This window comes from Flavobacterium sp. (genome assembly GCF_021151785.1).
In the GTDB taxonomy this organism is placed as follows: Bacteria; Bacteroidota; Bacteroidia; order Flavobacteriales; family Flavobacteriaceae; genus Flavobacterium.
Map to the genome: position 1 here is coordinate 1 of NZ_JAGKWP010000028.1, position 24,697 is coordinate 24,697.

26 protein-coding genes are annotated in these 24,697 nt (G+C 29.9%); 12 read left to right on the forward strand and 14 right to left on the reverse strand.

Features of this window, described 5'->3' with window-relative positions; translation table 11 throughout:
• Positions 1-104 precede the first annotated feature (104 nt).
• The 4 genes from recA to QZ824_RS04635 all read left to right on the forward strand — a co-directional run bounded on the left by recA (position 105) and on the right by QZ824_RS04635 (position 3,716).
• Positions 105-1,106 (forward strand): recombinase RecA, encoded by a 1,002-nt coding sequence (gene recA / locus QZ824_RS04620; protein ID WP_014389757.1) that lies wholly within the window; start codon positions 105-107, stop codon positions 1,104-1,106.
• A 96-nt stretch (positions 1,107-1,202) separates the two neighbouring features.
• On the forward strand, positions 1,203-1,616 hold the full coding sequence (locus tag QZ824_RS04625; RefSeq protein WP_291274848.1) for a hypothetical protein: 414 nt from the start codon (positions 1,203-1,205) through the stop codon (positions 1,614-1,616).
• Between the two features lie 22 nt (positions 1,617-1,638).
• Positions 1,639-2,178 carry a sigma-70 family RNA polymerase sigma factor gene (locus tag QZ824_RS04630; RefSeq protein ID WP_291274849.1) on the forward strand — a complete coding sequence of 180 codons (540 nt, stop codon included), beginning with the start codon at positions 1,639-1,641 and terminating at the stop codon, positions 2,176-2,178.
• Positions 2,175-3,716 carry an outer membrane beta-barrel protein gene (locus tag QZ824_RS04635; RefSeq protein WP_291274850.1) on the forward strand — a complete coding sequence of 514 codons (1,542 nt, stop codon included), beginning with the start codon at positions 2,175-2,177 and terminating at the stop codon, positions 3,714-3,716. Before QZ824_RS04630 ends, QZ824_RS04635 begins: the two co-directional genes overlap by 4 nt.
• A 94-nt stretch (positions 3,717-3,810) precedes the next feature.
• Here QZ824_RS04635 and QZ824_RS04640 read toward each other — a convergent pair whose 3' ends face one another.
• Positions 3,811-4,551 carry a lysophospholipid acyltransferase family protein gene (locus QZ824_RS04640; RefSeq protein WP_291274851.1) on the reverse strand — a complete coding sequence of 247 codons (741 nt, stop codon included), beginning with the start codon at positions 4,549-4,551 and terminating at the stop codon, positions 3,811-3,813.
• Between the two features lie 214 nt (positions 4,552-4,765).
• Between QZ824_RS04640 and trpS the strand changes: the two genes are divergently transcribed.
• Positions 4,766-5,734 carry a tryptophan--tRNA ligase gene (trpS, locus tag QZ824_RS04645; protein ID WP_291274852.1) on the forward strand — a complete coding sequence of 323 codons (969 nt, stop codon included), beginning with the start codon at positions 4,766-4,768 and terminating at the stop codon, positions 5,732-5,734.
• 12 nt (positions 5,735-5,746) lie between these two features.
• Here trpS and dprA read toward each other — a convergent pair whose 3' ends face one another.
• Positions 5,747-6,856, reverse strand: a complete 1,110-nt coding sequence (gene dprA, locus QZ824_RS04650) for a DNA-processing protein DprA (protein ID WP_291274853.1) — start codon at positions 6,854-6,856, stop codon at positions 5,747-5,749.
• A 160-nt stretch (positions 6,857-7,016) separates the two neighbouring features.
• On the opposite strand from dprA, the gene QZ824_RS04655 reads away from it, so the two are divergent.
• The gene (locus QZ824_RS04655; RefSeq protein WP_291274854.1) at positions 7,017-7,988 is read left to right on the forward strand and encodes an SPOR domain-containing protein; all 972 of its coding nucleotides are present in this window, start codon (positions 7,017-7,019) and stop codon (positions 7,986-7,988) included.
• 72 nt (positions 7,989-8,060) lie between these two features.
• Positions 8,061-8,573: an acyl-CoA thioesterase gene (locus QZ824_RS04660; protein ID WP_291274855.1), complete on the forward strand. Its 513-nt coding sequence runs from the start codon at positions 8,061-8,063 to the stop codon at positions 8,571-8,573.
• A gap of 33 nt (positions 8,574-8,606) precedes the next feature.
• Here the strand turns inward: QZ824_RS04660 and QZ824_RS04665 are convergent, their stop codons facing one another.
• The 3 genes from QZ824_RS04665 to QZ824_RS04675 are packed head-to-tail and all read right to left on the reverse strand — an operon-like array spanning position 8,607 to position 10,265.
• The gene (locus QZ824_RS04665; protein WP_291274856.1) at positions 8,607-9,308 is read right to left on the reverse strand and encodes a hypothetical protein; all 702 of its coding nucleotides are present in this window, start codon (positions 9,306-9,308) and stop codon (positions 8,607-8,609) included.
• Positions 9,305-9,928 carry a hypothetical protein gene (locus QZ824_RS04670; RefSeq protein WP_291274857.1) on the reverse strand — a complete coding sequence of 208 codons (624 nt, stop codon included), beginning with the start codon at positions 9,926-9,928 and terminating at the stop codon, positions 9,305-9,307. Before QZ824_RS04670 ends, QZ824_RS04665 begins: the two co-directional genes overlap by 4 nt.
• A gap of 1 nt (position 9,929) precedes the next feature.
• On the reverse strand, positions 9,930-10,265 hold the full coding sequence (locus tag QZ824_RS04675; RefSeq protein WP_291274858.1) for a helix-turn-helix transcriptional regulator: 336 nt from the start codon (positions 10,263-10,265) through the stop codon (positions 9,930-9,932).
• 132 nt (positions 10,266-10,397) lie between these two features.
• Between QZ824_RS04675 and QZ824_RS04680 the strand changes: the two genes are divergently transcribed.
• Positions 10,398-11,453, forward strand: coding sequence for a ferredoxin--NADP reductase (locus QZ824_RS04680; protein WP_291274859.1), 1,056 nt, complete (start codon positions 10,398-10,400; stop codon positions 11,451-11,453).
• 74 nt (positions 11,454-11,527) lie between these two features.
• Here QZ824_RS04680 and QZ824_RS04685 read toward each other — a convergent pair whose 3' ends face one another.
• Positions 11,528-12,565 carry a glycosyltransferase family 9 protein gene (locus QZ824_RS04685; RefSeq protein WP_291274872.1) on the reverse strand — a complete coding sequence of 346 codons (1,038 nt, stop codon included), beginning with the start codon at positions 12,563-12,565 and terminating at the stop codon, positions 11,528-11,530.
• A gap of 72 nt (positions 12,566-12,637) precedes the next feature.
• Positions 12,638-13,243 (reverse strand): DUF4254 domain-containing protein, encoded by a 606-nt coding sequence (locus QZ824_RS04690; RefSeq protein WP_291274860.1) that lies wholly within the window; start codon positions 13,241-13,243, stop codon positions 12,638-12,640.
• A 77-nt stretch (positions 13,244-13,320) separates the two neighbouring features.
• Here QZ824_RS04690 and upp point away from each other — a divergent pair, with 77 nt between their 5' ends.
• Positions 13,321-13,974: a uracil phosphoribosyltransferase gene (gene upp / locus QZ824_RS04695; RefSeq protein ID WP_291274861.1), complete on the forward strand. Its 654-nt coding sequence runs from the start codon at positions 13,321-13,323 to the stop codon at positions 13,972-13,974.
• Here the strand turns inward: upp and QZ824_RS04700 are convergent.
• Positions 13,969-14,898 carry a DUF6427 family protein gene (locus QZ824_RS04700; protein WP_291274862.1) on the reverse strand — a complete coding sequence of 310 codons (930 nt, stop codon included), beginning with the start codon at positions 14,896-14,898 and terminating at the stop codon, positions 13,969-13,971. The two genes, upp and QZ824_RS04700, sit on opposite strands and share 6 nt — an antisense overlap.
• 44 nt (positions 14,899-14,942) lie before the next feature.
• Between QZ824_RS04700 and QZ824_RS04705 the strand changes: the two genes are divergently transcribed.
• Complete coding sequence (locus QZ824_RS04705) at positions 14,943-15,173, forward strand: uracil phosphoribosyltransferase (RefSeq protein ID WP_291274863.1); 231 nt, start codon at positions 14,943-14,945, stop codon at positions 15,171-15,173.
• Between the two features lie 19 nt (positions 15,174-15,192).
• On the opposite strand, the gene purD is transcribed toward QZ824_RS04705, so the two are convergent.
• The 5 genes from purD to QZ824_RS04730 all read right to left on the reverse strand — a co-directional run bounded on the left by purD (position 15,193) and on the right by QZ824_RS04730 (position 21,336).
• The gene (gene purD, locus QZ824_RS04710; protein ID WP_291274864.1) at positions 15,193-16,464 is read right to left on the reverse strand and encodes a phosphoribosylamine--glycine ligase; all 1,272 of its coding nucleotides are present in this window, start codon (positions 16,462-16,464) and stop codon (positions 15,193-15,195) included.
• 110 nt (positions 16,465-16,574) lie between these two features.
• Positions 16,575-17,927: an undecaprenyl-phosphate glucose phosphotransferase gene (locus QZ824_RS04715; RefSeq protein WP_291274865.1), complete on the reverse strand. Its 1,353-nt coding sequence runs from the start codon at positions 17,925-17,927 to the stop codon at positions 16,575-16,577.
• Positions 17,928-18,911, reverse strand: a complete 984-nt coding sequence (locus QZ824_RS04720) for a UDP-glucuronic acid decarboxylase family protein (protein WP_291274866.1) — start codon at positions 18,909-18,911, stop codon at positions 17,928-17,930.
• A gap of 36 nt (positions 18,912-18,947) precedes the next feature.
• Positions 18,948-20,288 carry an O-antigen ligase family protein gene (locus QZ824_RS04725; RefSeq protein WP_291274867.1) on the reverse strand — a complete coding sequence of 447 codons (1,341 nt, stop codon included), beginning with the start codon at positions 20,286-20,288 and terminating at the stop codon, positions 18,948-18,950.
• The gene (locus tag QZ824_RS04730; RefSeq protein WP_291274868.1) at positions 20,230-21,336 is read right to left on the reverse strand and encodes a DUF1972 domain-containing protein; all 1,107 of its coding nucleotides are present in this window, start codon (positions 21,334-21,336) and stop codon (positions 20,230-20,232) included. The genes QZ824_RS04725 and QZ824_RS04730 overlap by 59 nt, the downstream gene beginning before the upstream one ends.
• Positions 21,337-21,457: 121 nt before the next feature.
• Here QZ824_RS04730 and QZ824_RS04735 point away from each other — a divergent pair, with 121 nt between their 5' ends.
• Together QZ824_RS04735 and QZ824_RS04740 are read left to right on the forward strand one after the other, a co-directional pair.
• A complete protein-coding gene (locus tag QZ824_RS04735) occupies positions 21,458-22,234 on the forward strand; it encodes a 2OG-Fe(II) oxygenase (protein WP_291274869.1) in 777 nt (258 codons plus the stop codon).
• 5 nt (positions 22,235-22,239) lie between these two features.
• Positions 22,240-23,397 (forward strand): glycosyltransferase family 4 protein, encoded by a 1,158-nt coding sequence (locus QZ824_RS04740; protein WP_291274870.1) that lies wholly within the window; start codon positions 22,240-22,242, stop codon positions 23,395-23,397.
• Here the strand turns inward: QZ824_RS04740 and QZ824_RS04745 are convergent.
• Complete coding sequence (locus QZ824_RS04745; protein ID WP_291274871.1) at positions 23,376-24,608, reverse strand: hypothetical protein; 1,233 nt, start codon at positions 24,606-24,608, stop codon at positions 23,376-23,378. The genes QZ824_RS04740 and QZ824_RS04745 overlap by 22 nt on opposite strands.
• Positions 24,609-24,697 lie beyond the last annotated feature (89 nt).

Sequence of the window (24,697 nt, forward strand, 5' to 3'; positions counted from 1 at the left end):
GTTTTATAGCTTTAATTTTATAGCTATTTAAACTTCAATAAATCTTTTCAACAATTTTTGTTTGGGCCAAAAAAAGATTTATTTTTACAGAAATATTTAAAGTTATGAGTTCAGAAAAAGAAGCCAAATTAAAAGCCTTACAATTAACGTTAGACAAGTTAGACAAAACCTACGGTAAAGGAACAGTAATGAAAATGGGAGATTCTGCTGTTGAAGAAGTAGAAGTTATTTCATCAGGTTCATTAGGTTTAGACCTTGCCTTAGGAGTAGGTGGTTACCCAAAAGGGAGAATCATTGAAATTTATGGTCCAGAATCATCAGGTAAAACAACGTTAACACTACACGCCATTGCTGAAGCTCAAAAAGCTGGAGGAATTGCAGCCTTTATTGATGCAGAACACGCATTTGACCGTTTTTATGCAGAAAAATTAGGTGTTGATATTGACAATTTAATTATTTCGCAACCGGATAACGGAGAACAAGCCTTAGAAATTGCAGAAAGTTTAATTCGCTCAGGAGCTGTAGATATCGTGGTAATCGACTCAGTTGCCGCCTTAACGCCAAAAAGTGAGATTGAAGGTGATATGGGAGACAGTAAAATGGGATTACATGCCCGTTTGATGTCACAAGCCTTAAGAAAATTAACCGGAACTATTCACAAAACAAACTGTACCGTTTTCTTCATTAACCAGTTACGTGATAAAATTGGAGTAATGTTTGGTAATCCCGAAACCACTACAGGTGGAAATGCCCTGAAATTCTATGCATCGGTTCGTGTAGACATTCGTAAGTCGTCACAAATTAAAGACGGTGAAAATGTAATAGGTAACCGTGCCAAAGTAAAAATTGTTAAAAACAAAGTAGCTCCGCCATTTAGAACAGCCGAGTTTGACATTATGTATGGCGAAGGGGTTTCAAAAGTAGGTGAAGTATTGGATTTAGCCGTTGAATTTGAAATTATCAAGAAAAGTGGTTCTTGGTTTAGTTATGGAGAAACTAAATTAGGACAAGGTAGAGACGCTGTAAAACAATTGATTAAAGACAATCCAGAATTAATGGATGAAGTAGAGGCAAAAATAAAAGAAACCTTGAAAGAGCAAGAATAACAAAATTAAGAATCCCGATTTTCGGGATTTTTTTTATTTATAACGCAACCTTTTTAAGTATCTTGCATCTTATACAAACAAAACTAAAAATAAATCATGAAAAAAATAGTTGCTTTTTTGAGCTTATTTCTAATAGCAATTTCTTGTTCTGTTGACGATGATCAACCTAATGTACATTACGAATTAGTTCCTGTAGAAAGTGTAAGTTTAGAGGACACTTTAACCGTTGGTTTAGTTAATAACATTGAAATAAATTATAAAAAACCTTCGACTTGTCATGGATTTAATGGATTTTATTATGAGAAAAATGGATTTGAGCGAATTATTGGTGTGCAAAACTATGTAATAGAACAAAACGATTGTCAACCAATTACAAATATAACTAGACAAGAAGTATTAAAATTTAAGCCCACCGAAGTTGGAACATATACTTTCAAATTTTGGCAAGGAAAAGACACTAATGGAGAAGATATTTTTCTAGAAATAGAACGACCTGTTGTTATTAATTAAACTTTACTTTACACCCCTGTAAATGCTTGAAAAACTCATAAATGAATGTAAAAAAAACAATACTCAAGCACAAGAACAGCTCTACAAGCTTTTAGCCCCAAAGTTGTTTGCCGTTTGTTTGAAGTATTCAAGAAATTATGAGGAAGCACAAGATCATTTACAAGAAAGTTTTTTAATTATTTTTAATAAAATTGTACAGTTTAATTATCAAGGATCTTTTGAAGGTTGGGCAAAAAGAATTGTGGTGAATTATGTTCTTCAACAATATAGAAGTCAAGGCGGATTTTTCGAAATCATTTCAGAAAAAATCCCAAATGAAGAAGAAGTCGAAATTGATAATGAGGAAATTTCAATGGATTTTTTGTTAAAAATAATTCAAGAATTACCAGACAGATATAGACTTGTTTTCAACTTATATACTATTGATGGTTATTCACACAAAGAAATTGCACAAATGCTTGAAATTTCAGAAGGGACGTCTAAATCAAACTTAGCACGAGCTAAAATGATTTTGAAAGAAAAAATAAAACAATCATCCACTATTTTTTCTAAAATTAAATGAAAGAAAACAAAAATATAGAGCGCTTATTCCAAGAAAAGTTTAAAGATTTTGAGGTTTCTCCACCAAATATTATTTGGGAAAACATCCAAGAAAAACTTCAATCTGATAAAAAGAAACGCCGCTTGTTGCCACTTTGGTTGAATGTAAGTAGCATCGCAGCGTCTTTTGCGGTACTTTTTACTTTAATTTTTTTCTTACTTAAAGAAGAGTCTTATTTAAACTTTAAACCTAATATTAACAATAGAAAATATCCAAGTACTATAACAAAATCTAATCAAGAAATTAAATCAGAAACGAATGAAATTACGAATATTTCAAACAAACAAAATAGAATTGAAATAACATCTTCTTCAAGACTAAAAACAAATCAAAATGGCGCTCCCCATGAGTCAAATCTTACTAGAAAAAGCAACCAGAAAACAACAAAAATTTCATTTGATTTAAATGAATATAATACTAATTATGCTGTAACTTCCTCCGACCATTTTTCTTTTGGAACTTCGACAAAAGAAAAAAATTCGGCTGTAAAAGAACTACACCATAATCAAAAAAATAAAAATTACATTTCAAAATCAGAAAAAGCACTTATTGCCACTAATGAAAAAAGCCAGCTAAAAAATGCTAATCCAGACGAGTCAAAGCAGATTTCATTACTTTCGGATTCTAATCTATCAACAGCCAAAATAAGAATTGATTCCGTTGGTATTACTACTCTTTCTAAATCCGATTCGTTACCATTGGTACAAGTAAAAAAAGAAGAAAACCCGTTGGAAAAATTGCTAAAAGAAAAAGAAGAAAAAATGGCTGATGAGAAAGAAAAGCTAAGTAAATGGGCGATTAACAGTTTTGTTGCGCCTGTTTACTTTAATTCTTTCGCGCAAGGTTCACCTATTTCTGAAGAATTTATAAATAACACTAAAAAATTTAACAATTCCATGAGCTTTGGAGTCGGAATTGCTTATCAATTAACCTCTAAACTTTCCATCAAAACAGGAATTAATAGCCTTTCTTTAGATTATGATACACAAGATGTAGCTTATTACACGAGTTACAAAGATCAGAGTAACACAAGAATTAATATTGAGAGAAATCAAAATAGTAAATACCTCGTTCTAGAAAACCAAAAAAAAATATCGGTAAATTTAATTGAAAATCAAGTTTTGGCTTCTGGTCAAAACGAAGGATATTTGAATCAAAAAATGCAATATATTGAAGTCCCTGTTGAGCTTTCCTACTCGTTAGTAAATAAAAAATTTGGTGTAGCCTTAAAAGGAGGTTTTAGTACTCTTTTACTAACCGAAAATAAAGTTTCTATCATTTCTGAAACGCAACAAATGGAAATTGGTAAAGCAACAAACTTGAATAATATGCATTTTAGTTCTAATATTGGTTTAGGATTTAGTTATAATTTCAAAAGAAGATTCCAAGCTAACCTCGAACCTATGTTGAAATACCAAATCAACGCTTATAATTCCAACACTGGAAATTTTAAACCATATATAATTGGTATTAGTACAGGTTTAACTTATAAATTTTAGAAAATTGGGTTGGTTATAAATTTAGTTAAGGTGTTTCAATTCTTTGTCTAATAATGGATTGAAACTGAAAAAGCACCTCGCCAAAGGTGCTTTTTTACGTTAAATCATTTTCTAAATCTGTTAAAATTAATTCTCTTACCTGATGCTTAACCGTATTTTTGTTTTCTAAAGTCAATCCTTTTGTATAAACTGGAGGATGAATTTTAGCTCGCATTTTTCCAGGTGAACCACTAAAAAAAGTATAAGAAAATCGTTTTTTATTGTCATAAAAAGTCATAGGTAAAATAGCCAATTCATGTTCAATAGCAATTCTAAAAGCGCCGTCTTTAAATTCGTCTAAAATAATATGCTCTTCAGGCACACCCCCTTCAGGAAAAATACAAATACTAAGTCCTTGATTAATTCTGTTTTGAGCTCGTTGAAAAACCTCATACCTACTTTTACTACTATTACGATCTACCATTATACAAACACGTTTATATATGAAACCGAAAAGCGGAATGTTTTGTAATTCTTTTTTACCAACAAAAACAAAAGGATGATTCTGAACGGCGATCAACATCAACATAATATCAGTCATAGATGTATGATTGGCTACAAGCATATAACTTTTCCCTTCTTCAAAATAATGTTGACCTTCAATGCTATACCTAAATCCCATCCCAATTAAAACAATTTTTGCCCAAAAACGCGCAATTTTAAAAAAGAAAGGATATGTTTTCTCTTTATAAATGGTAATAAAAATAAAAGGAAATAAAATAAGAATTGATACTAAAACTAACAAATAAAACCAAATTCTATACAAGAATGTTAACGGATATGTAATAAAGTTCATCTAGGTTGAGTTATTAGAAACACAAATATAGGATTTCCATCGACATCACCACGTGTCTTTCGCTTTATCTTTTTCCCCAACTTTATCCATAAAAAAAGGATGTCGCTTCAACCACGGTTAAACTTGAAATTATCAATTTCATAATAAATTATGGTGTAAGGAACTTTCTGTTTTTCACTAATCGGTGTATCTTTGCAAAAAACAAACAAGTATTATGTCAAAAATTTTAACAGGCGTACAAAGTACGGGTACCCCACACTTAGGAAATTTGTTAGGAGCTATTTTGCCTGCTATTGAAATGGCAAATCATCCAGCCAATGAATCATTTTTATTTATTGCCGATTTACATTCGGTAACTCAAATTAAAGATGGTAAAACATTACGTGAAAACACCTATAGTGTTGCGGCAACTTGGCTTGCTTGTGGTTTAGATGTGAATAAAGTTGTTTTTTATCGTCAGTCAGATGTGCCTCAAACGGCTGAATTATCTTGGTATTTAAGCTGTTTCTTTCCATATCAACGTTTAACATTGGCTCACTCTTTTAAAGATAAAGCCGACCGATTGGAAGATGTAAACGCAGGATTATTCACTTATCCCATGTTAATGGCTGCTGATATCTTGTTGTATGATGCAGAGTTGGTTCCAGTAGGAAAAGATCAATTACAGCACTTAGAAATTACCCGAGATGTAGCTTCGCGTTTTAATCATCAAATGGGCGAAACTTTTGTTTTACCAGAAGCAAAAATAGATGATAATGTAATGATTATACCTGGTACTGATGGAGAAAAGATGAGTAAATCACGCAATAATTTCATCAATATTTTTTTAGATGATAAAGCCTTATTAAAACAAATCAAAACCATACAAACAGATAGCAAACCATTAGAAGAACCAAAAAATCCTGATACGTGTAATGTGTTTAAACTATACCAATTATTAGGCACGCCTGAACAAATTGCTACAATGCGAGCTAATTATGAAGGTGGAAATTATGGATACGGTCATGCTAAACAAGCTTTATATGATTTAATCGTTGTTAAATTTGAAAAAGAGAGAGCTCTTTACAATCATTATATTAACCATTTAGAAGAAGTAGATCAACTTCTTTTAGCTGGTGCAAAAAAAGCTAGTGCGGTAGCAGATGTTGTTTTAAAAAGAGTAAGAGAAAAATTAGGGTTCTAAAAGAACCCTTTTTTATAATGCTTCATATAATTTTCCTGGCAAAGGTCGAATTATTCCCTTCAGTTCCATATTTAACAAATGGGTACTCACTTTAAAAATTGGGAAATCACATTCTAGTGCAATGATATCTAATAATTCTTTTCCTTTAGCTAATAAATAATCATAAATTTTTTGTTCTTCCTCATTCAATGAAACAAACAATTGTTTTTGAATTCCTTTTTCTTTATGATTATTAGTTGTCAACTCCCAATTAAGCATATAAACCAAATCGGCTGCGCTGGTTAATAAATGAGCGCGCTGTGATTTAATTAAATTATTACATCCTTGACTATATTTATCTGTACTTCTACCAGGAACTGCAAATACATCTCTATTATAATCATTAGCTACATTTGCGGTAATCAAAGAACCACCTTTCTCTGCACTTTCAATTACAATAGTAGCCTCACTCATTCCTGCTACAATTCTATTTCTTTTCACAAAATTTTCTCTATCTGGATTTGAAGTACTCCAAAATTCTGTCATAAATCCACCATGTTCCTCCATTTTAGCAACATATTTTTTATGCGTTTTTGGATAAATCTGATTTAAACCATGTGCCAAAACACCAATGGTTTGTAAACCTTGTTCCATAGCTGCTTGATGGGCCACAATATCCACTCCATAAGCAAAACCACTCACAATAACTGGGTTTAAAGGAGCTAAATCCGCTAAGAGTTTTTTTGTAAAATCTATTCCATAGGAAGTAATCTGACGTGTCCCAACAATACTTATTAAACGCTGACTTTTGAGATTAATATGACCACTTTGGAATAATAATACTGGGCCATCAATACAATGCTTCAATCTTTCAGGATATGCTGAATCTAAATAACTAACACTATTAATGGCATGCTGCTCTAGAAAAAATAATTCTTGTTCTGCTTCTTGAAGGGAATAAGGAAGTTGAAAATTTTTATATAACGTTTCGCCTACACCATCAATAGCTAAAAAATATTTCTTTTTGGCTTTAAAAACGGCTTCGGCAGAACCAAAGTGAGACAATAACTTTTTGGCAACAATGTCGCCCACACCATCTACTCGCAACAAAGCAAGTAAATGCAATAATTCATTTTGTAACATGGCGTATACAGTATTAAAAGGCTTATAATCAAAGTACAAATGTAAGTAAATCGTTTTAAATTTTCAAATGAATTCCTGTTGGAAAACAAGTATTTCAGATTGTTAATAAAAATTGTTGATAAAATTTTGATTTTGGCTTTGATTAATTAATTTTGCTTTTATGAAGATTGAAAAATACATATCGGCTTTATTATATAGATACCAGTGTGTTACCGTTCCTGGATTTGGCGCTTTTTTAACCGAATGGCAGTCAGCTCAGGTGATTGAAGGACAACATTCATTTATTCCGCCTAAAAAAATTGTATCTTTTAATTCCAATATTAAAAGTAATGATGGCTTATTAGCTAATCATATTGCCTTAACTGAAAAAATTAGTTATGATCAAGCTTTGTCAAAAATCAACTATCAAACTAATTTTTGGACACAACAACTTCTAAACAAAGAGACTCTTTTTTTAGAAAATATTGGTGAAATATTAGTTAATAGTGAAAACAATTGGGTTTTCAAGCCTAACCACGCAATCAATTACTTAACTGATTCATTTGGACTTTCTAGTTTTAATTCTCCTGAGGTCATTCGTGAAGAAAAAATTGTAGAAAAAAATATTGAAACTCCTGTTGTATCATTAACATCAAACACTGAAGTAAATGAAGAAACAGAAGTGTTCGAATCAACTAATGTAAAAACAAATACTAATTGGTTAAAATATGCTGCAGCTGTGGCTATTTTTGCCTCTGCAGGAACGTTTGGATACAAGTATTATTACGATTACTCCATCAATCAACAAACCGTTTTAGTTGAAAAAACAGTACAAGAGCAAGTCAATAAGAAAATACAAGAAGCTACTTTTATTATTCCAAATCCAAAACAAGCCGTAGATTTAACTATTGAAAAACCAATCGTTAAACCCTATCATGTTATAGCTGCTGCTTTTAGAAGTGAAAACAATGCAAAAAAAGCCGTTAGAGATTTGATTCAACAAGGTTACACTCAAGCTCACGTACTACCAATGAATAAACACAATCTATTCCCCGTAGCCTTTGAAAGTTTTAGTTTCTTAAATGAAGCTAATAAATTGAAAAATAAAATCATAACCGAACAGCGAATTGATGCCTGGTTAAAAATAGATTAATCCCATTTTTTTGGGATTTTTTTATGCTTATTATCATTATTCGTTGCTATCTTTGCAAAAAAATTGAAAACAATGCAACCAAAATTTCCTCAAGATTCTTTAACTACACTTACTGATTTAGTTTTACCAGGAGAAACCAATCCTTTAAACAACTTATTTGGAGGTGAATTATTAGCTCGTATGGACCGTGCTGCTAGTATTACAGCAAGAAGACATTCACGAAGAGTTTGTGTAACCGCTTCAGTAAATCACGTGGCTTTTAATAGAGCTATTCCTCTTGGGAGTGTAGTAACCGTAGAATCTAAAGTCTCGAGAACTTTTAATACTTCTATGGAAATATTCATTGATGTTTGGATTGAAGACCGCGAATCGGGAATTAAGAATAAAGCTAATGAGGCCATTTATACTTTTGTTGCTGTTGATGAAACTGGACGACCTGTTCCTGTTCCTCCGATTATTCCAGAAACCGATTTAGAAAAACAACGTTATGAAGCCGCATTGCGAAGAAAACAACTAAGCTTAGTCTTAGCTGGAAAAATGAAACCTAACGAAGCAACAGAATTAAAAGCGTTGTTTACAGAATAAAGCAAAAGCCTACTTTATGAGTAGGCTTTGTCTTTAATTAGCATTTTCTAATGCATATTCGGGATAGGTTTCTTTTAAGTAGTCTTCAGCTTTAGATGGAACTTCAACCAAAATAATATACTCAAATAATCCTAATGACACAAAAAACAAGCTTAAAAAAACCGCTTTAATAATACCCAATGAATCAGAAAAATTCACTTGTAATAAAAACTGAATTGGAATATAGCTTAAGCCAGCTAAAGAACTATGTCCAAAAATAATTTCTTTTAACAGCCATTTTTTACCCGTACTCTTTAATTGTTTCTTATTTCTTCTTGATTGATAAAACAAACCAATCCAAAATGTTGTCAAAAGCAAAAAAAAGAAAAAGAAAATAGTCTCTCCCTCTTGTGAATATTTGCTGAAAATAAAAAAAATTAAAACGAGCAATAAGCTAGTAAAAATAATTTTAGGAATACTAAAAAAACCCTTAAAATGTTGCCAGATGATTTTGTTATATCTTTTATTTAAACTTACTTGTCGTTGTTCAACCACCTCCATAAATCCAAAAACACCAAATTTTTTAAACTCCATTTGTAAGGCCTCTTCAAAAGAAACTTTAGGATTTTCTTCGCATTGCTGTTCAATAGCATTGGCTAAATGATCTACTAATTCCGTTTGTAAATCATACCATTCTACGTAATGTTGGCGGGTGAATTGATATAAGCGGTCTATATGTTCAGCTGTGAGTTTCATAGAGTAAATTTCTTTTGATTTGTATTGAATTTGTATATCTCTTTAGCAAAAAATAAAAGATAAGACATCATAACATAACTAAACAATGTTAATGTAATTAGTGAAGGTGCTTCAACGCTATGTGAGTTCATAAAAAACATTTGCAGGTAATAAATAATAGCCAATAATCCACTCAGTTTTTCTAAAACAAAAAATCTTTGTTTTAAAATTAAACGAAAATAAATTAATTGGGAACAAGCTAAAATTATCACAATCAAAAAGAAAAGATTTCTAATAGTAAATGCTTCCGAAAAATAATTTGCAACTTCAAAGTTTCTATAAAAAAAGTAAAATGAAACACCTCCTAAAATCATGATAGGGTGAATCAAAAACTTTAAGAAATGTAAAATAATATCTTTTGAAAAAACAGACCAAATTTTATTTCCTTTCAAAATTTCTGTTTTATGTGCCAACATATAACCTCTAAATGTATCATAAAAATCTAGATTTTCAGTTGCCATTTTTTGCTCCACGGCAGTTGCTACATGATCGAGCATTTCCATGCGAATATCATAGTAAATGACTCCAATGTTTTTTAGATAATTGTCTATAAATTTTATGTTTTCAACTGTGAGTTGCATCTTAATAACTCAATTTAGGATTTACAATCGTTTGCATGTTTTTGATAAATTCTTCTAATTCAGCCAAACGGTTTACGGTTTCTGTAGTGCCTTTTTCAGTAAGTTTATAGTATTTTCTTATGCGATTGTCTACCTTTTCTACCTCAACATCTAACAAGCCATCTGCTTCTAATTTATGCAACGCAGGATACAAAGCGCCTTCAGTAATATTCAATTCACCCTTTGTAATTTCTTTTACTTTCTGCGTGATTTCATAACCATACATTCTGCCTTGCTCTTCCAGAAGCTTCATAATGATGGTGTTCAAACTACCTTTGTATAATTGTGAGTTTTTCATAAATTTAAAATTTCAAAAACAAATATACATAATATTCTTATGTATAAAACACTTAAGTATATTTTTTTTGAATCTATTTTAACAAACCTGTATCCAATATTCTTGATAAGTAGTATTTTTGCAAAAAAAAGAATGAACTTTTATAAATTAAAAATACAAGAAGTAAAAAGAGAAACACCAAGTGCTGTTTCCATTGTTTTTCATGTTCCAGATGAATTGAAACCCTTCTATCAATTTACAGCTGGACAGTACGTTACCTTAAAACTCACATTAGACGGAAAAGAAGTAAGAAGAGCCTATTCTATTTGTGCTGCTCCTAAAAGTGGAGAATTACGAATTGCTGTAAAAGAAGTAGCTAATGGTTATTTTTCAAAATTTGCAAATCAAAAACTAACTGCTGGGGATTTGTTAGAAGTAAGCGTTCCAGAAGGCAAATTTACTTTTGAACCTCACGTTGATTATCAAAAGTCATATGCTGCTTTTGCTGCTGGAAGTGGAATTACACCTGTAATTTCAATAGCTAAAACGGTATTAATTGAAGAGTCTAAAAGCACTTTTGTATTGGTTTATGGCAATAAAAAACCAGAAGAAACTATTTTCCATGATACATTAATTCAATTACAAAAAGAATATTTAGGTCGTTTCTTTGTTCATTTTGTTTATAGCCAAACCAATGTAAATGAGGAGTTATTTGGAAGAATCGATAAATCTGTTGTCAATCATATTTTAAAAAACAAACATGCTGATTTAACATTCTCTAAGTTCTATTTATGTGGACCTGAAGAAATGATTAATACTGTTTCTGGGGTTTTAAAAGAAAACAATATTTCGGAAAAAGACATCAAGTTTGAATTATTTGGCACCTCATCAAATGAAACAGTAGCACCTACAAGTGAAATGAGCGAAGGGCATTCTCAAATAACAATACTGGTTGATAGTGAAGAAACAACTTTTGAAATGAGTCAAAAACAAACCATTTTAGAAGCGGCTTTAAAACACGGTTTAGACGTGCCTTATTCCTGTCAGGGGGGGATTTGCAGCAGTTGTATTTGTAAGGTAACTGAAGGAACAGTGACTATGAAAAAGAATCAAATCTTAACAGAGGAAGAAATTGCAGAAGGTTTGACTTTATCTTGCCAAGCTTTACCAACATCATCAAGTATCAAAGTTAATTTTGATGAATTATAAAAAGAAAACTAATTTAAAATACCCCAAAAAAGTAGATGCTGTTTTTGGGGTATTTTTTATGGAAAAAGTGTCATCTAATTCAGCTCTTTTGTTATTTTTTGTATAATTGTGTTAGGCAAAATAGTTCTCATCGCCTCTTCGTAACCTTCTACTTTTTTATTTCCATAAATGGATGTTGGTAATAAAGGATATTGTAATCTATCAGAAGTCAAACAAAAATCAGCTGGTTGGTTAAAAGGTTTAAAACCGGCATAAGGATGTGTGGCTCCCCAAAGTGTGATAACTTTCACACCTAACATAGCGGCTATATGTGCATTTCCAGAGTCCATAGAAAGCATAAGATCTAAATTAGAAATTACCTCTAACTCTTGTTTGAATTTTAATTTCCCAGCCAAAACGATTACATTTTCTTTTTGATTTTGCAATTGATTCAACAGTTGAATTTCTTTCTCTCCTCCACCAAATAAGAAGATTTTATAATCCTTATTTTTGACTAATTCATCTATTACCTCTTGCATTAGATCAAATGGATATACTTTACTTTCGTACTGAGCGAAAGGAGCTATTCCAATCCATTTTTGATTTTTTATTCCAGTGAAAAAAAGAATTTCTGGAGACAAATCGGTTTTTTTAGGAAATTTAGGACTCGACAAATCAATTGAAAACCCTAGTCTTTTAAAGGTATCTACATGTCTTACAAACATAGATGTAACGGGTTTAAAAACTTTATTAGATAAGCTCGTTAATGCCTTCTTTTCCGCTCTACCTTTATCAGTTGCAGCAACTCTCTTACCGCTTAGAGCAAATAAGCTTCGAACAACTTTAGAACGAAGTACGTTGTGTAAATCAGCAACTGCATCTATTTGCAAGGTTCTCAAATCAGAAAACAAACGGAATAAGCCTAAAAAACCTTTGTGCCGTTTTTTTAAATCCACACCAAAAAAATTCACGTTTGAAATGTCTTCAAAAAAAGGTTGAAAAAAAGGACGAGAAACCACCGTTATCTTCACTTCTGGATGTTGTTCGACCAGTGCTCTAATTAGAGGTACTGTCATGGCAACATCTCCCATAGCAGAGAGGCGAATGATTAAAATATGTTCCGTAGTTGGCATAGGCTTCAATAAAAAACCATTAAGAAAAGAAACTAGATTCTCCACTTAATGGTTAAAAGTATAAAAAACAGTTTATTTTTTATTCTGATACAAGACCGGATTTAACTCTTCGTCGTTGTACATTTTCATTTGTTTGTACACTTTCATGTATTTATCACCATTAGCAATATCTGTTAATAATTCACTAATTGAAGTAAACATATCACTTTTCTGATCTAGTAGAACATTTAATTTTTCTTGACATTTTGCTCTGTGTTCTGGTGTTGCTTCTACCCTATTAGCTTCTTCACTCATGTGATAAATTTTCAAAGCTAAAATTGATAAACGATCGATTGCCCAAGCCGGACTTTCTGTATTGATTTTTGCATTTGGTTTTACCTGTACTTCTTTGTATTTATCTAAAAAATAACTATCGATGTATTCTACCATATCCGTTCTTACTTGATTTGAAGCATCAATTTTACGTTTTAAATCTAAAGCCGCAATAGGATCTATATTAGGATCACGAACAATGTCTTCATAATGCCATTGTACTGTATCTACCCAATTTTTTGCATATAATAAATATTCTATAGTTCCTTTTTCATATGGATTAACAACTGGTTGATATACATCATCAATAACGTGGTAATCTTTGATACTTTGTTCAAAAATGGGGTATGCAAATTCAGCGAACATAATTTAATAGATTTAATTTCTACAAAAATAACGTTTTTTTGTACTTTTACTTCAAAATGTTAAATAAACTTCAAAACATGCACATTCATTATATTTCTGAACAAAACAGTATTTTAAATCATTTCTTAGCGCAAATTCGTGATATACATATTCAAAAAGACAGCATGCGTTTTAGAAAAAACATAGAGCGCATAGGAAAAATAATGGCTTATGAACTGAGTAAAACCTTAGAATATAAAAATATTGACGTGCAAACACCTTTAGGTATTAAACACACTACTACCATAGCTGAACCGGTTGTACTTTGTTCTATTCTAAGAGCTGGATTAGCTTTACATCAAGGATTTATGAATTTTTTTGATGATGCAGAAAATGGTTTTGTTTCTGCTTACAGGCATCACTATGACAACGATGATAAATTTGACATTTTAGTTGAATACCAAGCAGCTCCTTCTTTCGAGGATAAAAATTTGATATTAATTGACCCGATGTTAGCTACTGGCCAATCAATTGTTGCCGTTTTAAACAAACTTCATTTGGAACAAAAACCTAAAGAAATTCATATTGCCGTTGTAATTGCTGCACCTGAAGGAATTGATTACCTAGAAAAAAACCTACCTAAGAATTGTCATTTATGGGTAGCAGCACTAGATGATCGATTAAATGAGAAAAATTACATCTTACCAGGGTTAGGTGATGCTGGAGATTTAGCTTATGGAAGCAAACTATAATTGCAAAACAAACAGGCACACACCTACTGCAAACAAGATATAAATTGAGGCCTCTTTAAAATTGTTGTTCTCTAATTTTTCAAACATATTTGCACCTAAAATAGCTAAAGGAGCAAACGAATAAATAAGCATGTCATTAGTTTTGTTTTTTGATAATGCATAAATACCTATTGCTAATAAAAAAGAAAAATATACCTGCTTATAGGATGACTGCATATTTAGGGGTTTGTTTTGATAATCCAAAATTTGAGAAGCAAAAAACAAAACAGAGATTGATACATAAGAGGCTAAAGCCATGTTCTCATAGGTAGTTTTGTGACCTGTAAAATCAAAACTCATCTGTATCATTTCTTGAAAATGAAGTTCATATTCTCCTAAAAAAAACAAACTAAAAAAGATGTGTAAAATCCAAACACAGAAAAGAGAAATAAAAGGGATTAACCAATTTTTATAATCCTTTCCCGAGTGAAAAATAATAGAAATAAAAACTAAAATAATATAAGCTATACTCCAAAAATGAAATAAAGCGGAGAAAAATATCCAAAAGGATGCATCAAAAATTTTCTCCTTCGGCGAATTTAATGTACGCAGTGAAATCAATCTCCTCAAGGCTAATAAGAGAAAAAAATTAGACAACACAATTCTCCAATTTTCTAAAATACCGGGAAACATTAAAACAAAAATTAAAAACAAAAGAATGGCATAATTATCGTTTTTGGTCAAGGCATTCCTTAAAGAAATAAAATTAACTAATATAAAAGAAGCTATCAATAGTAAAAACACCGCTGACTCTTCCACTAATGATACAGAAGTAAAAAAATCTTTTTCTCTAGTAAATTGAAACAAAAAAAAGGCAGATATAACAAAAAATCCAGTTAATACATAATTAAATGGTCGAGTTTTACTAAAAAGGCTTGCTAACATAAAGATATTTTATATTTTTGTAGTGTAAAATTAATCAAAAAAAAATGAAAGCGTTTTTCGAAGCTATACAATTCTTATTTGAAGAAATATTATTCTTACCGATGAACTTATTCAGAGAGTGGGAATTGACTAATTGGTGGGGTGCCAACATAATCAACTGGATTTTCATTATCATTTGTTGCTATTGGACTGTTTATTGGGTTAAACAATTAAACATTCACAAAAAGAACAATGAGGATAACCAAGATACTACAGCCCATTCATTCTTAAAATAATAAAAGATATAGGATTTGATTATAAATCAAATCCTATATCTTTTCTATAATACATCTTGTCAAAATTTAGTTTTTCTATATTTTGATAAGATTTTTTTGTAGCTTCTTTAAAGTCATTCCCATAAGAAGTTACAGCCAAAACCCTTCCTCCATTTGTTACTACATTTCCATTTTCGAACTTAGTTCCCGCATGAAAAACAATGGAACCTTCAATGTTTTCAAATCCAGTAATTGTATCACCTTTTTTATATTCTTCTGGATACCCCCCCGCAACAACCATCACTGTAGCAGCTGTTCTCGTATCTAATTCAAAGTGAAAGTCTACTAATTCTTCATTAGCTACTGCTTTAAACAACGCTACTAAATCACTTTTAATTCTAGGTAATACCACTTCTGTTTCTGGATCACCCATTCTTACATTATATTCAATTACAAAAGGATCATTACCAACTTTAATCAAGCCTATGAAAACAAATCCTCTATATTCAATTTGGTCATTTTTCAATCCATTTATAGTAGGAATCACAATTCTTTCCTCTATTTTTTGCAGGAATTCAGCATCTGCAAAAGGCACAGGTGAAATTGCTCCCATCCCTCCTGTATTTAAGCCTTGATCTCCTTCACCAATTCTTTTATAATCTTTAGCTGTGGGTAACAATTTATATGACTTACCATCGGTTAAAACAAAACAGCTTAACTCAATACCGTCAAGAAACTCCTCTATTACGACTTTTGCGCTAGCGGCACCAAATTTAGCATCTACAAGCATTTTTTTTAATTCATCTTTTGCTTCTTGTAAATCGTTAATTATCAATACCCCTTTACCGGCTGCTAATCCGTCTGCTTTTAAAACAAAAGGGGGATGTAACGTTTCTAAAAAAGCGAAACCTTCAGTAACAGTTTCTGCTGTAAAACTTTGGTATTTTGCAGTAGGAATGTTGTTTTTTACTAAAAATTGTTTAGCAAATTCTTTACTTCCTTCCAATTTTGCTCCTTGTTTTGAAGGTCCTATTACTGGTATCGTTTTTAATGCTTTATCATTTTTAAAAAAATCATAAACACCGTTAACTAGTGGATCCTCAGGCCCTACTACTACCATTTTAATATCTTCTTGTAAAACTAGCGTTTTAACGGCTTCAAAATCATTAGGGTTGATTGCAATATTTTTAGCTATTTGATGTGTTCCAGCATTTCCAGGTGCTACAAATAACTCTGTGCAAAGCGGACTTTGTGTTAATTTCCAAGCAAAAGCATGTTCTCTTCCACCTGAACCTAAAAGTAAAATATTCATGTTGTGTTGTTTTGGCAAAAATACTCTGTTTTCTTTTTAAAAAAAAATTAAAGTAAATCTAAAGAATAAGTATAATGATAGGCATCAAAAATGTAAAAAACTAAAAGAGACTAATATGCTTTCTCTTCGCCTTTAATAGCATTTATGACTGTTTTAAAAATAATTTTTAAATCTAAAAGAATCGTCCAATTTTCTAAATAAAAAATATCAAACCGTACACGATTAATAATATCTTTTTCTGTCTCTACCTCTCCTCTATAACCATTTATCTGCGCTAAACCAGTTATACCAGGCTTTATAAAATGACGAACCATAAATTTATCTACGCTTTTGGCGTACATTTCTGTGTGACTTACCATGTGAGGTCTCGGTCCTACAACCGACATATCACCTAATAAAACGTTAAAAAACTGAGGTAACTCATCAATACTAGACTTTCTTAAAAAACGCCCTAATCTAGTAATTCTTGGGTCGTTTTTTTGCACTTGCTCTAAATCAGCAATAGGATTTAAACGCATTGATCTAAACTTGTAGCAAATAAATTCTTCATAATTTAATCCATTTCTTCTTTGTTTAAAGAAAACAGGACCTTTAGAATCTAACTTAATTAATATAGCTAATAATGGTGTTAACCAAGAAAGTATAAAAAATATTATCAACACTGAGAATACAATATCAAAAATTCTTTTAAATCTTTTATTTACCTCTTTCTCTAAAGGTATAATTCTTAAAGAAATTATAGGAATATACCCATAGTATTCTACAGCTAAATTTCTAAGAAGTGTATTCTTGTTATCTGGTAATAATTTAATAGTCTTTAGATTATTATCAGCAAAATTAATCAAATCCTCTACGTTTGAATTGCTTAATGAATTTAATGAACCATATATTTCATCCACTTTATTATCTAAAACATAGATACAAGCTTCTTCTAGACTTTCTTTTTTATTGGTTTTTAAATCAAATATTTTCATCAAATTATATCCATAATCTGGATTGTCATTGAAAAAATAGGCTAATTCTTCTACACTCTTACCATTACCAAGTATTACTACATTTCTTAAATTTCCTCCATAAAATAAACGATACTTACGTAATAAATAAAAAATTGAAAATTTTAAAAAAGCAACAGCAGCAAAGCATGTAAATGTATAATCCCAAACCTCATCAGTGGTTACATATTTATATTTGTAACCAACATAAGCAAAAGTAACTAAACTAATAAAAAAGAACTGTTTAATTAATTTTCCTAAAATTTGGGTTTCTTTAGTGTATCGATAAACCTCATAAAAACCCGAATAATAAGAGATTGCCAACCAAAAAACAGAAATAATGGTGTGATAACCAAAATTACTCATGGCAGGCCTCATACAAATCAAAACTAATAGATTTAAAAAAATTAAATCTATTAAGATCTGTATTGGTCTTATATAACCTGAATATCTTCCTGTTTTTCTTTTCAATTAATAAATATATTTAGAGAAATCTTTATGCTCTTCTTTTGCTAATTCTTCTGGAGACAATGACTTAAAATAGTCATACGTAATTTTCATCCCTTCAGATCTAGTAACCTTAGCTTCCCAACCCAAGATTTCTTTAGCGCGTGTAGTGTCTGGCTGACGTTGCATTGGATCATTAACAGGCAAATCTTTATAAATAATTTTTTGTGTTGTACCTGTTAATTTAATAATTTCTTCAGCAAAATCTTTAATAGTAATTTCATCCGAATTACCAATATTTACAGGTAAATGATAGTCTGAATGTAACAATCTAAATATACCTTCTATTTGATCATCCACATAACAAAAAGAACGAGTTTGACTTCCATCGCCAAAAACAGTTAAATCTTCCCCTCTCAACGCTTGACCAATAAAAGCAGGAATTACTCGACCATCATTTAATCGCATTCTTGGTCCGTATGTATTAAAAATTCGAACAATCCTTGTTTCTACACCATGAAAAGTATGATAAGCCATTGTAATGGCTTCCTGATAGCGTTTTGCCTCATCATAAACCCCTCTTGGACCAATAGTATTTACATTTCCATAATAGTCTTCCGTTTGAGGATGAACTAATGGGTCTCCATAAACTTCAGAAGTTGAAGCAATCAAAATTCTTGCTTTTTTTACTCTTGCTAAACCTAATAAATTATGTGTTCCCATGGCTCCCACTTTTAAGGTTTGGATAGGGATTTTTAAATAATCTATAGGACTAGCTGGAGATGCAAAATGTAGAATATAATCTAATTGACCTGGAACGTGTACAAACTTTGTAATATCATGATGATAAAATTCAAAGTTTTTTTCTTTAAATAAATGTGCAATGTTTTTTAAATCTCCTGTAATTAGATTATCCATTCCAATTACGAAATAACCTTCGGCTATAAAACGATCACACAAATGTGAACCCAAAAAACCTGCGGCACCAGTAATTAATATACGCTTCATGTAGTGTAATGTAGTTTTATTTCAATAACTATTGGGTTAAACCCTTTTAAACGAAAAACATTTAACTTTATTGTGCATAAATAAAGCAAAAAGTATTATAAAAAACCCAACCCCTCTTTGTCTCCAAAGAAAAGATTCCGTCAAAAATAAGCTTATCATTAGAACTGCGAAAGCAATATGTAAAAAATCTTTCGCTAAAAAGGCTTTACAAACGTTACTAATCAATATGATTAATAAAAATAAAAGACCAATAATCCCTAATTCTGCAAAAACTTGTATGTATTGATTATGAAAATTGTAATTACCATACCCAGGATACAAATGATGCTCTTTTTCCTTTTCCTTTATTTTATTTTGAGAAGCATTTAATCCAAATCCTTTCCAAAAAACTGGGTTTTCATGCAACATCTCATTAAAAATTCTAATTTGATAGACCCTAAAAGCCGTTCCTGGAAAATAATCATTATGAGTAAAGCGATCCGTTTTCCAAGCTTGATATATACTAATATTGTTAACACCTTGTTTATGATTTATTTCTACGCTATGTGATAAACTTTTCTCGGTATTACTAGTAAATTCAATGATAAATCGTTCTTTAATTTTATTAAATGAAAAAATAACACCTAAAACAAGTAGTAAAATGACTAAATTTCTCAATCTTAATCGATTAGCTATTTTTGAATAATAAAATAAATATAAAAGAATTAACAGAATGAATACAACAATTATGTTTTTTGATGAAAGTAATAAAATAAATATAAACAAAACCGATAAGCCTATTTTTTCTATAATAGATTTAGTATCCTTGATAAAAAAATAAAAAAAGGCTAAAGCCATATATACTGATACATGTATGGCATTAAGTAACCTTGGTACTAATCCTGTGTCAATATCATTTTGGGGTCCATGATAAAAAAAAACACTAGAATCGTGAGAAATAAAATATCGAATAAAAGCACGTATTAAAAAATATATCGCATAGATTAACATGCTATAGCTATAATATTTAAAAATAAGGTGTATTTGATTTCTTGTAAACGGAGGTAAAAAACTAAATGCTAAAGGAATTAACAGCAATGTACACTCTTTTGAAAGTGCCTTTATTGTATTCTCTGGCTCATATGACCAAAAATAGGAAAAACACATCCATATAAAAAATAATACTGGTAATATTAAATAAAAATTCCAATTCCAAACTAATTTTTTTCTATATAAAATAACACTTAATATGAAAAAACCTAAGCAAAGATTATTAATTGCTAATGAAGCAGGAAATGAAACCAACAACATTATAAATGGAATAAAAACAAGATTTTCTTTACCTTCCCTTATTAGTTCTTGCCAAGCAGGCCTCAAAAAATTGTAAATATTGTTCATTTATTTTTTTCCAATTAAAAGTTGATTCTATAGCTAAATAATTTTTGTTTACTAAATGCAAGTTATCACTTTTTTTAATAGTATTTAATATATTTTTAACCTCTAGGTCGTTGGCAAAATAAAATGCATTCTCCTGTAAAACTCCCCTATTAAATTCATTGTTGTGTGCAGCAATTAAAGCCCCTGAAGACATAGCCTCTAATAATGAAGGATTTGTTCCTCCTACAGTATGACCATGAAAATATAAATTAGAATAAAAGCGCAAATGGTTTAAGGCATTTAAATTATAAATAGCACCTAAAAACCGGATACGAGAATCACTTGAAAACTTTGCTTTCAAATATTCTCCATATTTATTTTGATGATTTCCTATAACAAGTATTGGTAGTTTAGTATTTGATTGTAGATATCCGTTTAATACCATTTCAAAATTATTTTCAGGCTCCAATCGAGCCATAATCATATTATATTGATATTCAATCACATTAAAATCAGATAAAATTTTTGAGTCTTCAGCTAAAAAATTATTTGCTCCATAAGCAATATACTCACTTGAAACTTTATATTTTTGATTTAAATAATTTTGAATACCAATTGAATCTGCAATTAAAAAATCGCTATTGATAACGGCTAATTTTTCAGCCCATTTTAACACTTGTTGTACAGATTTAGAATATTTTGTCCTTTTCCATTCCAAACCATCCATATTTGTAATAACTACTGCATTCTTAGGGTGTAATTTAAACCAAATCGAGCTACTAGTGTAACCTAATTGTAATATGATATCAAAATTGCGTTTTCTAGCATCCAAAATACAATTTAAATCATATATAAACTGACCTGCTGTACCAATTTTGTTTTCAGGATCTTGACAATGAATTAATTTTACACCTTTGAATTCTTTTTCTTGATAAGGATGATTATGTGAATTGTATACATATACATCATGTCCTTTTTCCACTAAAAAAACAGAAAAGAACTCTGCAAATTGTTCAAAACCTCCGTAATGATTGGGAACGCCACGTGTGCCTAAGATGCCTATTTTCATTTAATCCCTTTAATTTTATATCAAAAATGCAAAGTAAAAGGAATTTTTTAAACATTAAATGACTTTAATCAATTATTTACTTCATAAATATTTGTTATTTTTGCATACAAACATTTTTGAAATGATCAATTTTGATAAAATAGAAGCGAATATAGACAGCTTAAGAATTCAATATTTAACTGCTCAGCCTTTTCCATATTTAATTATTGATAATTTTTGTGATGAAGAAAAGTTAACAAAAGCTTATAATTCAATTCCTGAATTAGACAATAAAAGTAGAGATTATGCTTTTGCAAATAACAAATTTGAAAAATCAAATTACAAAGTACTTTCTCCTGAATTAGACGAATTGTATCATGATTTAGCTTCTGAACGTTTTAATAAAATTTTATCATTTATTACGGCTAAGAAAATATTTGTTGACCCAAAAAACCATGGTGGTGGTTTACATCAAGGAAAAAAAAATAGCTTCTTAGATATGCATTTGGATTTCAACTATCATCCCATAAACAAAAACTGGTATAGAGAACTAAATTTGCTTTTATACTTAAACAAAGATTGGAAAGAAGAGTATAAAGGTCACTTAAAAATTAGAGATCTTAGAACCGATGAAGAAGCAGAATTAGCCGTTCCTTTTAATCGTTTGATTATTCAACAATGCGCGCCTTACACTTTGCATGGTTATGACATGACCAATTTCCCAGAGGGAAGATACAGAACGTCTATTGCAACGTATGCGTATCAAGTACACAATATGCATTTTGAAAAACCAAGAACTACCGATTGGTTTCCGAAAGAAGATGCTTCATTTGCTAAAAAATTATTAGCCAAAAATTATAATTTCTTAGTACAAACCAAAAACAAATTTTTTGGTAGTGGTACGGCTAAAAATCAGTAATCGTTTTGAATAAAAATGTATTAATAATTAATCAATCTGCCGAACTTTATGGTGCAGATAAGGCCATTTTAGAGTTAATTGAAAACTTTCCATTTGGATATACACCAATTGTGGTTTTACATGAAGAAGGTCCATTAAAAGACCTACTTGAAAATTTAAATATTCAAGTAATTAAAACCTCAGTAATAAAAGTCAAAAGAGGAATTTTAAAACCTGCTTTTTTTCTTAAATTACCATTTGAAATCCTTCAATCTATCTATAAAATAAAAAAAGAATTGAAAGGTAAAAAGATAGATTTGGTTCACTCTAATGCAACTTCCGTTTTTATAGGAGCTTTTTATAGTTCTGTTTTTCGAATTCCTCATTTATGGCATGTACATGAGATTATAGAAAAACCAGAGCGTATTGCTAAAATATATCCTAGAATTGTAAATTTTTTTTCAAATAAGGTAGTTTTTAATTCAAAAGCAACTGAGAAACATTTCATTGGTTTATTTCCTAAAATTTCAAAAAAAGGAATCGTAGTATACAATGGTTTAAAAAGAAAAATTCCTTATTTAACACAAGAAGAAATAATAAACTTTAAACAAACACATTTTAATTCAAATTCATCTGATAAAATAATTACAATTATTGGTCGAATAAGTGAAATTAAAGGACAAAAAATAGCCGTTTCCGCTTTAAAAAAAATAGTTAATGAATTTACTAATGTTAAGTTAATTATTATTGGTTCCTATGTTACAGGTAAAAATCAATATTATATTGAATTATTAAATATGATTGATTCTTATAAACTTAAACAAAAAGTAGAATTTATAGATTTTAAAGAAGATATTTGGCCTTATTACGACGCTTCAGACATCATATTAATGCCTTCAACAGAACCGGAATCTTTTGGTCTTGTAGCTGCTGAAGGGCTTTTGTCAAAAAAAAATGTAATTGCTTCAAATATTGGTGCGTTACCTGAAATAATAATTCACGAAAAAACAGGATTGTTGTTTGAGCCAAATAATGCAGAAGACTTGGCTAATAAAATAGCATTCCTTTTACGAAATAACGATATAAATTATGGAATATCAGGTAATACTCATGTATACAATAATTTTAATACTACCCAATTAAAAGAAAATTTTGAAAAAATTTATGTAGCCTTAGCAAGATGATTATTTAACACTTCTCTATAACCTATTAATAGACCAATTAATATAGATTTACTATCTAACTTTAAATAGAAGCCCATAAAAACCCAACTTGATAATAAAAGAAATATAGCAGAACCTTTTATCAAATTATTTAGATAAAAAATTTCTTTACTATTTGTTTTTATTTTATTAAAAACAATAAAAATAGATAGTAAATAAAAGAAAACACCTATTATTCCTGACTTCAGTAATACTGTTGAGAACGCATTATGCAATGCTGGATAATATCTCACTATTGTCCCATCATTAGTTTGCATTCTTCTTCCTATATCAACTGTTGATCCTAAACCATTTCCAGTTAATATAGGCTGAATTCCACCATAAGTAATCTGATTAAATGTCTTAATATTCTCAAATGATCTAAAATTGTCATTAAAATCTTTCCAATCTTCCTGATTAATTTTTGTTTTAAATGCTTCAATAGGAATAATTTTAACCTTGTACAAAAATTCATCAACAAAGGAACCTTTACGTTTTGGATTATAATTATAAACAGCAAAATAACCTATTAAAGAAATAATTACAGTTAACGAAATAACTTTAATAGATCTTGCTGTTAAGATAAAATAACCTTTAATTGCAAGAAATAATAGTATTAATTGTAAAAAATTTGTTCTTGATAAATATGAAAAAACAGATATTCCAACAATTAATATATATGTCAATTTCTGCTTTTGAGTTAATCGGATTTGAAACGAATTGGAAAAAAACAATAAAAGTAAAACAAATGGTTCATAATCATTAAAGTACCCTGAATGCTCTCTAATTTCAGACACTGAAAGTGTTCTGTGATTTAATATTGCAAAAAACACTAATAATAAATGTATAAATGACAAAATAACTCCTGCTTTGACAGCATATTGTAATGCATTTAATTTAAACTCTTTTGAAATATTATATCCTATGAGTAAACCTAAAATTGGTTTTAACAAATAAGTTAAATCACGAACTTTATTATATAAATTATTATCATAAAACAGAAATTCTGTTAAAAAACTAATTAAAATAATTATAGAATAACAGGAAATAATATAAAATATTTGCTTTGAATACTTAAGTTTAAAAGTCAAAAAAGCAATGAATAACCAAATAATAAAAGTTAATTCATAATTATTTAAAAATAAAACAAGTAAAGAAAGTATATAATAAAAATAAGAAAGGTTGAATTTCATACTATTTTTTTGTGTGAATTATTTTATACTTAAAGCTTAAAATAATCAAAATGATCAATGTGAATAACTCTACAAATATAGAGGAATAA

Excerpts from the sequence above, each read along its gene's own strand:
- QZ824_RS04730 (WP_291274868.1), bottom strand. The coding sequence starts at position 21,336 with ATGAAAATAGGCATCTTAGGCACACGTGGCGTTCCCAATCATTACGGA.
- QZ824_RS04700 (WP_291274862.1), bottom strand. The coding sequence starts at position 14,898 with ATGTTAGCAAGCCTTTTTAGTAAAACTCGACCATTTAATTATGTATTA.
- recA (WP_014389757.1), top strand. The coding sequence starts at position 105 with ATGAGTTCAGAAAAAGAAGCCAAATTAAAAGCCTTACAATTAACGTTA.
- QZ824_RS04635 (WP_291274850.1), top strand. The coding sequence starts at position 2,175 with ATGAAAGAAAACAAAAATATAGAGCGCTTATTCCAAGAAAAGTTTAAA.
- QZ824_RS04735 (WP_291274869.1), top strand. The coding sequence starts at position 21,458 with ATGATCAATTTTGATAAAATAGAAGCGAATATAGACAGCTTAAGAATT.
- QZ824_RS04745 (WP_291274871.1), bottom strand. The coding sequence starts at position 24,608 with ATGAAATTCAACCTTTCTTATTTTTATTATATACTTTCTTTACTTGTT.
- QZ824_RS04680 (WP_291274859.1), top strand. The coding sequence starts at position 10,398 with ATGAACTTTTATAAATTAAAAATACAAGAAGTAAAAAGAGAAACACCA.
- QZ824_RS04640 (WP_291274851.1), bottom strand. The coding sequence starts at position 4,551 with ATGAACTTTATTACATATCCGTTAACATTCTTGTATAGAATTTGGTTT.
- QZ824_RS04670 (WP_291274857.1), bottom strand. The coding sequence starts at position 9,928 with ATGCAACTCACAGTTGAAAACATAAAATTTATAGACAATTATCTAAAA.
- QZ824_RS04665 (WP_291274856.1), bottom strand. The coding sequence starts at position 9,308 with ATGAAACTCACAGCTGAACATATAGACCGCTTATATCAATTCACCCGC.
- QZ824_RS04685 (WP_291274872.1), bottom strand. The coding sequence starts at position 12,565 with ATGCCAACTACGGAACATATTTTAATCATTCGCCTCTCTGCTATGGGA.
- QZ824_RS04720 (WP_291274866.1), bottom strand. The coding sequence starts at position 18,911 with ATGAAGCGTATATTAATTACTGGTGCCGCAGGTTTTTTGGGTTCACAT.
- purD (WP_291274864.1), bottom strand. The coding sequence starts at position 16,464 with ATGAATATTTTACTTTTAGGTTCAGGTGGAAGAGAACATGCTTTTGCT.
- upp (WP_291274861.1), top strand. The coding sequence starts at position 13,321 with ATGCACATTCATTATATTTCTGAACAAAACAGTATTTTAAATCATTTC.
- QZ824_RS04630 (WP_291274849.1), top strand. The coding sequence starts at position 1,639 with ATGCTTGAAAAACTCATAAATGAATGTAAAAAAAACAATACTCAAGCA.
- QZ824_RS04690 (WP_291274860.1), bottom strand. The coding sequence starts at position 13,243 with ATGTTCGCTGAATTTGCATACCCCATTTTTGAACAAAGTATCAAAGAT.
- QZ824_RS04725 (WP_291274867.1), bottom strand. The coding sequence starts at position 20,288 with ATGAACAATATTTACAATTTTTTGAGGCCTGCTTGGCAAGAACTAATA.
- QZ824_RS04655 (WP_291274854.1), top strand. The coding sequence starts at position 7,017 with ATGAAGATTGAAAAATACATATCGGCTTTATTATATAGATACCAGTGT.
- QZ824_RS04675 (WP_291274858.1), bottom strand. The coding sequence starts at position 10,265 with ATGAAAAACTCACAATTATACAAAGGTAGTTTGAACACCATCATTATG.
- QZ824_RS04660 (WP_291274855.1), top strand. The coding sequence starts at position 8,061 with ATGCAACCAAAATTTCCTCAAGATTCTTTAACTACACTTACTGATTTA.
- QZ824_RS04705 (WP_291274863.1), top strand. The coding sequence starts at position 14,943 with ATGAAAGCGTTTTTCGAAGCTATACAATTCTTATTTGAAGAAATATTA.
- dprA (WP_291274853.1), bottom strand. The coding sequence starts at position 6,856 with ATGTTACAAAATGAATTATTGCATTTACTTGCTTTGTTGCGAGTAGAT.
- QZ824_RS04625 (WP_291274848.1), top strand. The coding sequence starts at position 1,203 with ATGAAAAAAATAGTTGCTTTTTTGAGCTTATTTCTAATAGCAATTTCT.
- trpS (WP_291274852.1), top strand. The coding sequence starts at position 4,766 with ATGTCAAAAATTTTAACAGGCGTACAAAGTACGGGTACCCCACACTTA.